The 13,388-nt window shown below is 59.9% G+C and carries 11 protein-coding genes and 1 riboswitch; of the genes, 1 reads left to right on the forward strand and 10 read right to left on the reverse strand.

What is annotated here, in order from left to right; all coding sequences use genetic code 11:
- Nucleotides 1-11 precede the first annotated feature (11 nt).
- Nucleotides 12-73: riboswitch (Fluoride riboswitch) on the reverse strand.
- A gap of 823 nt (nt 74-896) precedes the next feature.
- A complete protein-coding gene (gene rpmB / locus ACZ5K9_RS01720; RefSeq protein ID WP_464272696.1) occupies nt 897-1,091 on the forward strand; it encodes a 50S ribosomal protein L28 in 195 nt (64 codons plus the stop codon).
- A gap of 26 nt (nt 1,092-1,117) precedes the next feature.
- On the opposite strand, the gene ACZ5K9_RS01725 is transcribed toward rpmB, so the two are convergent.
- The 10 genes from ACZ5K9_RS01725 to ACZ5K9_RS01770 all read right to left on the reverse strand — a co-directional run bounded on the left by ACZ5K9_RS01725 (nt 1,118) and on the right by ACZ5K9_RS01770 (nt 13,021).
- Nucleotides 1,118-1,915: a dihydropteroate synthase gene (locus ACZ5K9_RS01725; protein ID WP_464272697.1), complete on the reverse strand. Its 798-nt coding sequence runs from the start codon at nt 1,913-1,915 to the stop codon at nt 1,118-1,120.
- The gene (locus ACZ5K9_RS01730) at nt 1,896-2,504 is read right to left on the reverse strand and encodes a cyclodeaminase/cyclohydrolase family protein (protein WP_464272698.1); all 609 of its coding nucleotides are present in this window, start codon (nt 2,502-2,504) and stop codon (nt 1,896-1,898) included. The genes ACZ5K9_RS01725 and ACZ5K9_RS01730 overlap by 20 nt, the downstream gene beginning before the upstream one ends.
- 282 nt (nt 2,505-2,786) lie before the next feature.
- A complete protein-coding gene (locus ACZ5K9_RS01735; RefSeq protein WP_464272699.1) occupies nt 2,787-4,931 on the reverse strand; it encodes a RelA/SpoT family protein in 2,145 nt (714 codons plus the stop codon).
- A gap of 16 nt (nt 4,932-4,947) precedes the next feature.
- Nucleotides 4,948-6,033, reverse strand: coding sequence for a flavodoxin-dependent (E)-4-hydroxy-3-methylbut-2-enyl-diphosphate synthase (gene ispG, locus ACZ5K9_RS01740; protein ID WP_464272700.1), 1,086 nt, complete (start codon nt 6,031-6,033; stop codon nt 4,948-4,950).
- A 32-nt stretch (nt 6,034-6,065) separates the two neighbouring features.
- Complete coding sequence (locus tag ACZ5K9_RS01745; RefSeq protein WP_464272701.1) at nt 6,066-7,064, reverse strand: elongator complex protein 3; 999 nt, start codon at nt 7,062-7,064, stop codon at nt 6,066-6,068.
- 5 nt (nt 7,065-7,069) lie between these two features.
- A complete protein-coding gene (gene dacB / locus ACZ5K9_RS01750; protein WP_464272702.1) occupies nt 7,070-8,554 on the reverse strand; it encodes a D-alanyl-D-alanine carboxypeptidase/D-alanyl-D-alanine endopeptidase in 1,485 nt (494 codons plus the stop codon).
- Nucleotides 8,547-9,860 (reverse strand): 3-phosphoshikimate 1-carboxyvinyltransferase, encoded by a 1,314-nt coding sequence (gene aroA / locus ACZ5K9_RS01755; RefSeq protein ID WP_464272703.1) that lies wholly within the window; start codon nt 9,858-9,860, stop codon nt 8,547-8,549. The genes dacB and aroA overlap by 8 nt, the downstream gene beginning before the upstream one ends.
- Nucleotides 9,857-10,702: a shikimate dehydrogenase gene (aroE, locus tag ACZ5K9_RS01760; protein WP_464272704.1), complete on the reverse strand. Its 846-nt coding sequence runs from the start codon at nt 10,700-10,702 to the stop codon at nt 9,857-9,859. Before aroE ends, aroA begins: the two co-directional genes overlap by 4 nt.
- Nucleotides 10,703-10,904: 202 nt before the next feature.
- Nucleotides 10,905-12,026: a prephenate dehydratase gene (pheA, locus tag ACZ5K9_RS01765; protein WP_464272705.1), complete on the reverse strand. Its 1,122-nt coding sequence runs from the start codon at nt 12,024-12,026 to the stop codon at nt 10,905-10,907.
- Complete coding sequence (locus tag ACZ5K9_RS01770) at nt 12,026-13,021, reverse strand: 3-dehydroquinate synthase II (RefSeq protein ID WP_464272706.1); 996 nt, start codon at nt 13,019-13,021, stop codon at nt 12,026-12,028. The genes pheA and ACZ5K9_RS01770 overlap by 1 nt, the downstream gene beginning before the upstream one ends.
- Between the last annotated feature and the right edge of the window lie 367 nt (nt 13,022-13,388).

Genomic DNA, 13,388 nt, shown 5'->3' on the forward strand with positions numbered 1-13,388 from the left:
GGATTGTTCAATTCTCCGTAGAGGCTATCAGCCGGTTCAGCGGTTTCAGGTGAGCCTCATCACCTGTGTTTTGCCGTCATTTTAACCCGCAACGGTCCCTTGTCAATGGAGTCCTGCACCTTCTCATGAGTCCGTGAATGCGTCCGATGGCGGTCATCGTTCTATGGTTTTGTGGTCATGGTGTTGAATCCGGGCCCGGAACCGGCCAACGATACCGTAGAGACAGGCCCCCGTGCCTGCCCGGATTCGGCGCGGCCCATTGCAACAGGGTGCAGCCCGGTATCGGGGCGACCACCAGGGGGCGCCCCGACAGGACAACAGTCCCGTGGTTGTCTTTTCGCACAATCAGAACCTGAATCCTTGGAACAAGACGGCGTGGGCTGACCCTCAGACGCCCGAAGCAATCCCCCGCCGCGTGAACATGCGTCAATGGACCTTATGTCGTAAAAGACATTTAAATTCACAATGATATCTTCGGTAAGACACTCATATGCATCAACGCGATCTTACGGATTAAGGGAGTTGTTCCCCACGGACATTCACCGGATTAGAAGATCCGCCCGGCAACGACACGTCACGATCGCTGGCCATTCGGAGAGTCTCCATCCAGATACATCGACCAGCCGTGGCAACTTTCCGGCCATGGCCAAACAGACTGGTCAGCCCTGTGGGGCCCATGATCCCTGTACCTCCGGCACTGAACATAGGCTCTTTCCATTCGCAGACCATTTCGTCGAAGCTGAAAGCCCGGCACGAATCCAGAACCTTCGGAAAAAACTTGCCCTGAAAAAGACCTTATGCTAACAGAGTCGGTTCGTTACGGTGAGGCCGAGAAAAAGGCGAAGATATAGAGATATCGGCTAGATAACTCTGATACATCACGAAAGGACCGCGTCATGAGTCGAACTTGTCAGTTTTGCGGAAAGACGCCACATGTGGGGCATAACGTGAGCCATGCCAACAACAAAACGAAAAAGGTGTGGTATCCGAATCTGCAGCGCGTGCGCCATGTGCACCCGGATGGCACCATCCGACGTGTTCGAGCCTGTACCCGCTGCATCCGTTCAGGCATGGTCACGAAGCCCGCTTAAACGCCCATCGGACCTTGTGGTCGTCTTCACGCCCATGCCGACACGGGCTCTGCTTCTGCATCGGGCGCAAGATCTCTCAGGGCAAAGTAGAATTGAAGAAATCCCGGCTGGATGACGTCCGCAAGGACCGTCTCCAGCCCGGCTCCGGCCAACACCGCAAGACACCGTGTTTCCTCGTCCACAGGATACCTTTTCCTCAATCCGCTCCGAAGGTTGGACAATCCGACCATGGTCCGTGCGGGTTCGGGGAAAAACCCCCACCCTGAAAGCATCCTCACGGTTTTGACCACTTCCCGCAGGTGGTACGCCGCATCGGGCCAGCTGAGATTCGGCATCACAGGATCGAAGATCAGTCGGTGAGATGGAATTCCAGCTCCGCAGGCGATTTCTCGAAGTTCCGCCGCGAGAGCGAGGCGCTCCTCCATGCTGGCCGGCACACGAGACCGTTCGTCCAGGAGCAGCACAACCAAGGGGGTTTCATATTCCACGGCCAAGGGCAGGATGCCGTCAATCTTATGGGGTTCCCGAGATAAGGCGCTTAAGATCGGGGTTTGCCGGCACACAGAAAGCCCCCGAGCCAACACCCGAGGGTTTGGACTGTCCAGAATCAGCCGCAGGTCCGTCGTCTCCTGCACCGTTTCCACCAGGAATGCCATGCGGTCTTCGTAGCGTTTGGAAAGGTATCCCGGGTTGATGTCGATGTAGTCGACACCCGGCAGGGCGCATCGTTTGGCCAAATCCCGGATCGGGATCGGATTGAGCTCCCGCAACGCCTCGACGACTCTGGGATTCAGGGCGTTGAGATTATCGGCTGCCAGTTTCACGACGTTTTTCGAGCTCCTCTCGCACGGTCCGGAGGCGTTCTTCTCCCGCTGCGCGAACCTCGGACAGCACGCCCATAAGACGTCCTCGTTGGTGCGGATTCTTGACGAGGTCGGCATTCCACAGCGCAATCCAAAAGGCCGACTGCACGGCCGATCCCAAGAGTTCCGCAGCGACGGCGACGTCCGCAGTCAAGTGGAAGGCGCAGCGTCGTCCGACGCCCGCTGCTGTCTCTAAAACCTTCGCCGCCGCTTCCATGACGGCCAAAGGGACCCGAGACGCCGCTTCCGCGGCATCGTCCCGAATGCTTTGCCGGACTTCCTCTTTCAGAGTCCGCGCCAATATCCGGTATGCTTCCACGTCGCTGGACCGCAAGCGCTCAATATTCTGCGCCGCACGATGGATTTCCTGAAGCGTCTCTTCCCACCGCTGACGGGCATCGGAAGCCGGCTGGCTCCGGTTCTTTTCCAGACCGGCCACCTTTTCCAACAGGCACAGGGCCATGAGTGCCCCGTGGGCCGCGGCGGCCCCACCCCCGGGATCCGGCCTAGGTTTTTTCAAGGCTTCGAGGAAACTATCACTGAGCGCCATGGGAAACGAATCCTCTTGTGTGCCGAGAAGGATGTCACTGGACCGTTCACCGCACCCCCCGGGGTATGGGAAAAACAGGCACCCATCGCGTGTTCTGCTCATTCGTTTGGGTGTTCACCGGCTCAACGTCCATTTTTCCCCGATGGAGAGGGCCATGATGACGCCAAAACGCGGGAGCCGGAGGCAAAGGGCGCGCCCATGGCACAGCCTGCGGGGAAAACCCTGTCGAGAAAGAGAAACCCCGAAATTTCGATCCGTTTGGTATCGATGGGCCGCGCGGGATCATTCCCCGACCCGCGTCACTTCGTAGACGTTTTTTTCGTTTCGAAGCGCGGTCATCACACGGTTTAAATGTTCGCTGTCCCGGACTTCCACTCGAAAGCGGCAGTGGGCCGAACCGGATCCGGACCGGTGGATCCGGAAATCGTTCACCGTGACATCCAACTGCCCCAAAAGGGTGCTCAAAGCGCCGACGGTCGCCCGATCCCCATCGTAAACCACCTTGATATCCACAGGATAGGTTTTCGCTTCCCCCGTGTCCCACTGGACTTCGATCTGGCGCTCCTCGTCGCCGGTGCCGGCGTTTTTGCAGGAACGGCGGTGGATGGTGACACCCCGACCACGGGTAATGTAGCCCACAATGGGTTCTCCCGGCAGAGGGTTGCAGCATTTGGCCATGCGAAAGAGCACATCATCCACCCCTTGCACCCGTATCCCTTCGTCGGCCTTCGTCGGTTTTTTCCTCTCCGGTGGTTTTTCTTCCCGAGGCTCTTCGGCTTGCGGCTCCGGCAGAGGCAGCCGGCCGATGAGCTGCACCGGGGAAACTTTTTTGTAGCCCACGCTGGCCAAGAGGTCGTCCACCGTCCGGAGGGAAAACTGTCGAGCCGCCTCGAGCAGTTCCGGAGAATTGATGTAGTGATTGAAATTCAGGCCCCTTTTCCGGAACTCCCGCTCACAGATTTCCCGACCCATGGCGATCGATCGGTCTCGCTCCTCGGTCTTGATCCAGTGGCGGATACGGCTTCGTGCTTTGCTAGTCTTGACGAAATTCAGCCAGTCCTTGCTGGGCTTATGATTGGGTGCGGTGATGATTTCCACCATGTCCCCGTTATTGAGTTCCGAGCGCAGCGGGACGATTTTGCCGTTGACCCGCGCCCCCACGCACCGATGCCCCACTTCCGTGTGCACGGCATAGGCAAAGTCGATGGGTGTCGCCCCTCGAGGCAACACCTTGACATCCCCGTCCGGTGAGAACACGTAGACTTCATCTTGGTACAGTTCCAGCTGGAACTTCTCGAAAAAGCTCTTCGGATCCCGCCACCCCTTCTCCGGCTCCAGAAGCTGGCGCAACCACGAAAACCGCTCCGTCTCCTCCCGGCTCACCCCCTCCAGGGGCCGCCCCTCCTTGTAGAGCCAATGGGCCGCGATGCCTTCGTTGGCCACCCGGTCCATCTCCTCGGTTCGGATCTGCACCTCCATGCGCTCCTGGTGCGGGCCGATGACCGTAGTGTGCAAGGATTGATACATGTTGGGCTTCGGCCGGGCGATGTAGTCCTTATAGCGCCCAGGCACAGGTTCCCACAGCCCGTGGACCATGGACAGAATCTCATAACAGGCAGGCACGGAATCCGTAATGATCCTGAAGGCAATGAGGTCGTAGATGCGATCCAGGTCCAGATGCTGAGCGACCATCTTCCGGTAAATACTGTAAAGGTGCTTCGGACGGCCGAGGACACGGCCTTTCAACCCGTTCGCCTTCAGTTTTTCACTGAGAATGCTCCGGACTTCCTCGATATAAAGACGGCGCTCGGCTTCTGTTTTTTGCAACCGATTTTGAAGTTCGGCATAGGCTTCCGGATGGAGCACCTCAAAGGCTCGGTCCTCCAGTTCCACTTTCATCCATTCAACGCCGAGGCGGCTGGCAAGCGGGGCGTAGATTTCCATGGCCTCGCGGGCCAAAGCCGCCTTTTCCCCGTCCGCAAATCGATGAATCACCCGCGTGTCATGGAGGACATCGGCCAGTTTGATGAAGATGACGCGCACATCCCGAGTCATGGCCAGGATCATCTTTCGAAGATCCTCGGCTTGTTTCTCTTTGCCCTCTTCCAGCCGAAACTGGGATACCCGATGGACTCCGGCCACGATGTCCGCCACGTGATCGCCCATCAGATTCTTCAATTCTTCCGCGGACAGGAGACCGTCGTCCAAGGCGTCGTGGAGAAAACATGCCGCCACCGTGCGGTCGTCCATATGGAGGCGGGCCATGAGTGCGGCGGTTTCAAGGTGATGTTCCAGGTAGGGCTCCGAGGCCACGCGGGGTCGGCCGCGGTGGATCTTGGCGCACAGCGTATACGCCCGCCGCATTGCCGCCACATCCGCTTCGGGCAAATAACTCAACACATGATCTTCGATTTGGAAATACTGCATCAACGCGACCACCGCTTCAGAGCCGAAGCACACACTCTCCGGTCATGGCTTCAATCTCGTCCAGCAACCGCTCAAGCACCTTGTCTTCAGGCACCTTTTCCACCAGTTGGCCCTTCTTGAACAAAATCCCCTGACCTCGCCCGCCGGCAATGCCCACGTCGGCCTCCCGGGCTTCCCCGGGGCCATTGACGGCACAGCCCATGACCGCCACTTTCAGGGGAGCAGCAACGTGCCGAAGGCGCCGTTCCACTGCCTGAACCACCTCCATGAGGTTCCATTCCGTGCGGCCACAGGTCGGGCAGCTGATCAGCTCCACGCCGCGACGTCTCAACCCCAAAGAACGCAGGATGCCGTAAGCGACGGGCAACTCTTCTTCAGGATCGGCCGTCACGGAAACCCGGATCGTATCCCCGATGCCTTCGGCGAGAAGCAGCCCGATGCCCAATGCGGATTTCACGGCGCCCAGGACCACCGGCCCCGCTTCGGTCACTCCCAGGTGCAGTGGGACGTCACTGAGGTGCGCCAATCGGCGGTAGGCTTCCACTGTAGTGAGAACATCGGAAGATTTCAGTGAAACCTTGAAGGCCGTCAAGCCGCAGGAGGCGACAAAGTCCATGTGACGCAAAGCGCTCTCCACCATCGCTTCCGCCGTCGGGCCGCCATATTTGGCCAAGAGGTCCTTTTCCACCGATCCGCTATTGACCCCGATGCGAATGGGCACGCCTCGGTCTCGCGCCTCGTGGGCCACCCGGCGCACCCTATCTCGATCTCCGATGTTCCCCGGATTGATCCGCAGTCCATCCGCACCAGCTTTCAAAGCCCCCAGGGCAAGTCGGTAGTCGAAATGGATGTCGGCGATAATAGGAACCGCCACGGCTTTCTTGATCTGAGCCAGCGCCTCGACGGCTTCCGCATTCGGCACCGCCACACGGACGATTTCACATCCAGCGGCGACCAAACGGTGGATTTGGGCAACGGTGGAAGGCACATCCCGGGTGTCGGTGTTGGTCATGGACTGGACCACCACGGGGGCTGTTCCCCCCACGGGAACATTTCCCACGTGTATCTGCCGGGACACTCTTCGACGCGGCGTCCCTTCCACGTGAACCTCCTTTCGTCCGTCTCTGCCCGATTCTAACGAGCTCTCCCCATCCCAACAAGGCCCCGGACTTCCAAATCTTCCAGGCCCCAGCGCTCTTTCCAATAAGTCACATTAGACCGACCCGGTCCCACAACTTCGCTGATCCGGTCCGCCGGGCAAAGCAACAATACTTTGTTCCCCAGTTTGTCACTCTGGGCCAAGAGAGCGTCCACGCGCCGTCGCCACACATGCACCCGCACCAGATACCCCAGTGCCGGATGGTTCGGCCCAGCCACAACCACCCCGGGGCGTCGCAGAGTCTCTGTGGTCTGCAGTCCAATGCGAATCACGGCAATGCCCCGTCCGGTCAAGAGCTCGTAAGCCCGGGCGCACCGGGTCACCGCTTCATCCAACGTCAGCGGCGTGTACCGCCCACTCTGAAACCAGCGTTCCAGAACCGTCCCCCGCAGGACCAGTGTGGGATAGAGACGCACAAAATCCGGAGATAACCTCAGCACAGCGTCCAAGGTTTTTTCAAAGGATGCCTCGTCTTCCCCCGGAAGACCGACCATGAGCTGGAGCCCGACGCCCCAGCCGAAAGCGCGCACCCGTCCAACCGCCTCAGCGACCTCACGCACCGTGTATCCTCGACGGGACGCGTGCAGGACTTCGTCGTCCAGACTTTGCGCCCCGACCTCCACGGTGCTGATGGGGAAATCCGCCAGGATCGCCATGACGTTCGCGTCCAAGGCGTCCGGGCGCGTGGAAAAACGCGTCCCTGTAAATGCTCCTCGGCGAACCCCGCACGCCGCTTCGTGCAAGAGGCTTCGGAGGAGACGAGAAGTCGTCTGGGTAAAGGTTCCCCCGTAGAAGGCGATTTCACCCGGTCGGTTTTTCTTTAGAGCGACCTCGGCGAGATCCCTGACCTGGAGTCTGAGGGACTCCCCGAACGCCCCATCTCGTGCACCGTGAGCCCCGGTGACGGCATTTTGGTCACAATAGACGCACCGAAATGGACATCCCAGGTGTGTGACAAAAACGGGATAAATCACACGGGTCATTGTCCTTTGGCTGCAGCCAGCCGAGGGATATCGGTGACGAAAGCGTCCAGAGCCTCCCGGGCGTCCCAAGGACTGGGCACACCGTTCATGATCACCGTAACGGCGTATGCCGTGCCGGAAAGATTGCCGACGTAGCCGCTGAAGCCCACCACGTCTCGGAGGGTTCCGGTCTTGCCCCGGATGGTGTACTCGGAAGAACAGGACTTCATCCGCTTGCGCAAGGTCCCCTCCTCCCCGGACCTGGCAAAAGAAGCCAGAAACTCCGGCCCGGTGTCCCAATCCCTGTGGGCGGCTCGGAGCACCGTATTAAAAGCCGACGCGCTGACCCGAGTGGTCCGCGTGAGGCCCGATCCGGAATCCAGTGTCATTTCCCCTGCGGGCACCCCCAGCCGAGCAAGGACGCTTTCCACGGCGCGGCATCCCTTGGCCGTCGATCCCGGCCAACCGTAGACATGGGCACCCAAAACCCTGAGGATCATTTCCGCCATGAAATTGTTGCTATACCGATTCAGGCCGTACAACACATCGCTGAGCGGCGGGGATTCCATCCGGTATAACAAGTGGGCTTGAGCCGGGAGCGCCTTGGGCCCGGCCTCGGCTCCGACCACCTGGACGCCCGCGTCTCTCAGTGCCCGGCGGAACGTCAGAGCGGCGAAGTGTTGAGGATCCTGAATATTCATGCGGTATTCCGCTGGAAGAAAGGCTTCGCCCGGTTTTTTCCCGTGGAGACGAAACGTTTCACGCCCGTCGTCACCCACTCCCAAAGAGACCAGTCCGACCCAAGAATTCTTGGCCTGCGCCTGCCATTCCGGACGAACCGCCACGTAATCGGTGGGAGGAAAAGTGCGGATGTCTTTAGCCGAACCGCCGCCGTCTCCCGGAAGGATTTCCACCACAACCGTATTATTGTTCACCGCCGTCGCCGAAATGACGGGGTTATGCGGGCGATCGCATTTATTATCCAAACAGAGATGTTCATAGGGGGGATTGAAACTGGAGTCATCCACATAGATACCTCCCTGGACTTTTTCCACACCCTGCGAACGCACCTTCTGCCCCAGAAGCCATACCCGTTCCGGGATGAGAAACGGATCCCCATAGCCCTTGATCCACAAACTCCCCGAAATCACCCCGTTCAACGGCTTACGGTCCGCCCACACCTCGGTGCGAAACTGGTAATCCGGCCCCATCTCTTTCAACGCGGCGTAACTTGTCAGAAGCTTCATGAGGGAAGCCGGCACCAGGGGTTTATGGGCTTGGTATTCCCAGATGACCGTCTCGGACGGCAACGCCACCACCTGGAGACTCATATCGCCGCACGCCGCCTGCATATGGTGCAGATGCTCCGCCCATGTCGTCGGTTGCCCACGAGGCGGGCCTTTTTTCTGATCCTTGGCAGCCGACTTCGCGCCTGCCGGCACCGCAAAAACTAAAATCACGAGAAACGCCCCCACACAGACAGCCAGACTTCTCTTACCCATGATTTTTCGTTTCTTCCGCTCCAGACTGTTGAAGAAGTTCATCCAATGCCGTCCAGAAGCCGGGGAAAGATTTGGAAACCGTCGAAGCCCCGTCAATGACCGTCCCCGGCACCCTGAGGCCCAAGACTGCAAAGGCCATAGCGATACGATGGTCGTTATAGGTGCGGATGACATCGCCCTGACGGGGAGGCCCGTGAATGCGCAATCCATCGGGATTCTGCTCCACGCGGACACCCACGCGCCGCAGTTCCGTGGCCACCGCATCCAAGCGGTCGGATTCCTTGATGCGCAGATGCGCCACATTGCGAATGGTGGAAGGTCCGTCTGCAAAGGCACATAGAACAGCCAGGGTGGGAACCATATCGGGCATGGAGTTCATATCGACGTCCACGGGGTTCAGCCGATCCGGCCCCTGGATTCGAACGCCCCGATCTTCCCAACGGATCGTGCATCCCATGGTCTGCAGCACGTCCAAGAAACGACAATCCCCTTGGAGGGCGTCCGGGCTCAGAGGGTACGTGAGGACATCGCCCCCCGTCAAGGCCGAAGCCGCCCAAAAATAAGAAGCCGAGGAGCAGTCCCCTTCCACTTCCATACGAAATGCGCCAAGGCGTTGAGGCGCCGGAATGCGAAGGGCTTGAGGCCCCTCCCGGCGAAACTGGAACCCCACCTGTTCCATCATGGACAATGTGATGGTCACATAAGGAAAAGAAGCCACCGGATCTTTCCATCGGACGAGGACAGGCCCACGGGCCTGGGTGGCGGCAATGAGGACGGAGGACAGGTATTGACTGCTCTCCGAAGCATCCACAAGGGTTTCACCGGCGTTTAGACCTTCCGTGTCCACAATCAAAGGTGGACATGTTCCGTGAGCCAGAAAGCGGACCTTGACCCCGAGCGGACCAAGGGCTTCGGCCAGAGGGCCGACGGGGCGCTGCCGGAGTCTGGCCGACCCATCAAAAAGAAAACTCCCTCGGCCCGCCGCCGCCAGTCCCATAAGAAGCCGAAGGCTGGTTCCACTATTGCCCAGGTGGATGGGTTCACCGTCGGAAACCCAGCGTTCGATGGCCGGATGCACATGCACTGTAGTGCCGTGCCACTCCAGGTGCACCCCGAGGCGGCGGAGCGCTTCGGCCGTAATCCGGGTGTCTTCGGCGTCCAAAACATTTTCGAGGACGCATTCCTCTTCGGCCAAAGCCGCCAGGATCATTGCCCGGTGGGTGACCGACTTGGATCCGGGGACGGCCACGGTCCCCCGAACCGGCATGACACAGGGGATTTGACGAGCATCACGCATCTCACTCATGACCCAACCTTCCTCTGCGCCCGGCGGGCTGCCTTCCAAAGCGCTTCCCTCATGGCCCTCTCGGGTGCCGGGCGGTTCAGCCACCAAACAAACTGTTCGACCCCTTGATAAAGCAACATTTCCAGGCCGCACACCCCTTGGGCTCCGGCCTGCTTGGCCTGGGTGAGGAGAGGCGTTTCCAAGGGGGCATACACGATGTCCATGACCACCATATCCGGGGTAAAAAAACGAGGCGGAAGATGGAATGCATAGGGCCTGCCCGACATCCCCCCACTGGTCGTGTGGACGACGATTTTCGGCGAAATATCACCCAGGGCACTCAGCGGCGCCCAATCACAGCCGAAAACGGCGGCCAACTCTTGGGCACGGCTTTCCGTTCTGTTGGCGATGATCACCTTCGCTCCACAATGGACCAACCCATAGACCACCCCCCGGGCCGCACCGCCGGCCCCAAGCACCAGCACCGGAACACCTCGCAGGGGGCCGAACCGTTCCAAGGCCCGCACGGCCCCAAGCCAATCGGTGTTGCGCCCTTCCCACCCCGAGCCCATGCGACGTAAGCTGTTCACAGCCCCGATGGATTGCGCCGCTGCATCGACACGGGCACACAGGCCGAAGGCTTCTTGTTTGAACGGAACCGTCACGCTGAGTCCCCGGAATCCCAAAAGCTCCAAGGTGGATAGCGCCTCCTGGAGCGTCTCCGCCTCCAGGGCCAGGTAAAGGGCATTGACCTGAAGAGCCCGAAATCCCGCCTGCATCATGGCGGGACTGAGGCTGTGTCGAGCAGGGCGGCCGACAACCCCGTAGAGTTCATGCTGGACGGATTGCACAGGACTACCCATTTCCCCTCTGCTCTCCCTCGAGATCTTTCACGGTGACCGAACGTCCCCCGAGAGCTCACACCGTCACCATCTGCGCCCTGGGGGACGGGCCTCAGCTTTTTTTCCACAAGCGGCGGGATCCCGTCCCTGCTCCGTGCCGGGCACAGGCGTTCCTTCTGCAATCCATTGCCTCGGATGCCGCTCCGCATCCGAAAGTTTCTTTTTAACCGCCGAACCGAGACCGTTCCACATCAAATCGAATGGGGTTCATGGGATTGGCTCTGGGGTAGGATCCCAACACTTTGAGGAACGTGGTGCGTTCCGAAGCTTGGTCCAATGCCGCACGCACGGTGTCGTCCAGTTCATGGCCGGCAATATCCGCAAAAAACAGGTACTGCCAGGGATGCACCCGATTGGGGCGCGACTCGATGCGGGTCATGTTCAAGCCATATTGGGTGAAGGATTCCAGCACCTTGTAAAGCGCCCCCGGTTTGTCGGCCACGGCAAACAGGAGCGACGTCTTGTCGTCTCCGGTGGGCGCATTGTCCTTCAGGCCCAAGACGATGAAACGGGTGGTGTTTCCCGGATGATCCTCGATGCGCTCGGCCAAAACCTGCAGGCCGTGGTTTTCGGCGGCCTTGACGTTGCAGATGGCTGCGGATTGCGGGTCTGCGGCCGCCGACTGGGCGGCTCGCGCCGTGGAGGCACATTCGAAGATTTCCACTCCGCGAAGATTTTCCGAAAGCCACCGGCGGCACTGCCCGACCGCATGGGGATGTGCGTATATCCGCCCCACCGCCTTCAGATCCGGAGCGGCAGAACACAAGCTATGGGCCACCTCCAAGTAACACTCCCCCACCACTCGCACAGGCCGCTCATACAAGAGATCCATGGTTTGGCCGATCCCGCCCTCCAGAGAGTTTTCAATGGGCACGAGGGCCACATGGACCAACCCCTTACACAAGGTGTCGAACACGTCCAGCAGGGTGGCTTGAGGTTCGTAGCGGGCCGTGTGGCCGAAGACGGAAATGGCCGCCAGGTGCGAATAGGTCCAGTGAGGGCCGAGAAACGCCACTTTCAACGGTTGCTGGAGCGTTCGGGAGGCTGCGAGGATCTCGCGGTAGATCGCCCGCACCGAGGCATCGGTCAACGGTCCGGGATTCTGCTGAACAAGACGCCTGCACACGGCTTCTTCCCGACCCGGGTCGAACGTGTCCAAACCCAATTGGGCTTTGATACGCCCTACTTCCTGGACGAGAAGCATGCGCCGGTTCAGGAGCTCCAGGATGCGCGTGTCCAACTCATCGATTTCCTGACGGTATTTTGATAAAGGATGCTCTTTCATCACCGCTCCATAAGGGTTTCCGACACCGGCATACCGAAATGGCGGGCCTTGGCGGCCAGAGCCACCCGGATCCGCTGACCGGGTTGCAACTGGGTGGTCGACACTCCGCTGCCGTCGGCGGCGGTCAGACAAATCGTTTCCGCATTTTGGACGAGCAGGCTTCCCGAATGCTCACCACACACGGCCTGCACGAGAAGCAGAGGCCGCCGTTCAATCTTGCACCGTCCAACCACGGCTTCCATGGCGGTCCCGGCGGTATCCACGACCAGGATGCGCTCACCGGCTTCCAGTTCACACAGGTAACGTGTCCGTCCATCGGGAACCTTCACGTAGGCATGGACGGCCCCGGCATTGATGCGAAAAGGCCTCGGGGCCACGTACGGGTTCCGGCGGGTTTCAGCTTGAACGTGGAAAAGGAAGCCGGCGTGATTTCCCACCAATGCCCCCTGTCCCTCGTTCATCATGAGGCAGGTATCCACACACACCCGATCCCCCAAGCCCACAGAGCGCACGGAAGTGATTTCCGCTTCGGTCAAGACCTCTGCGGGAACGGCGCTGCGAACCTTAAGAGCCCACTGCCTCAAAGCCGATGAATCGGGAGCGCAGAGGATGACGCCGGAAACCCCTTTTTCCAAAATCCCCAGAGCCATCTCCAACCGGGTTTCGGAATCCACGGCCACCAACAGCCGACCCGATCGAGCCACAAGGTTTTCCAGAGGAATAATTTCCCAATCCGTTTGGGAGATCGCCACGGTCCCACCCTGCTCCAAGATCCGGGCCGCTGCCTGCTCCTCTTCCGGGCTCCGCACGGTGGCAAAGTGCACATCCCGCCCCGGCACCCAATCCCCATCGTCGCTGACCACCACAACACGTCCTAAAGCTCGGATTTGTTCCGCCGTCCCGGGGGGCGCCACCACGGCATCCACACCCGATTCCAACGCCGTGGTCACCACATCTTTGTCCCAATGGTCCAGGCGCACCCAAACTTCCCTCACGCCATCACCCCCTTTCCTGTTCGACACTCCCGGTGCCAACAAAAAAGGCCGAGGGCTGAACCCCCGGCCTTTGTCTCGCTTTACTTCTTCGTCCCGCGACCTCTCAGGGGTCAGCCCACACTTGTCCCCCTAAAAAAGTACGCACGGTAAAATTTCTGACCTACGGAATCCATCTTAGCTGACCCTTGCGGTTTGGAGTACATCCCTTGTAAGAAAACCGGGCCGCCTCTGTCAAGCGCCATCTCGCTTCTCCTGCCCCTCCGGGGAGCCGCAACCCGGCAAAACCTCCCAAGCCGAAGAACCCCGCCTGTCCCCTGAGCCCGAGCGCTCCGGTCCACGCCCGCCGCATCATTGGACGAGAGGCCGC

This window comes from Desulfosoma profundi, from assembly GCF_055387865.1.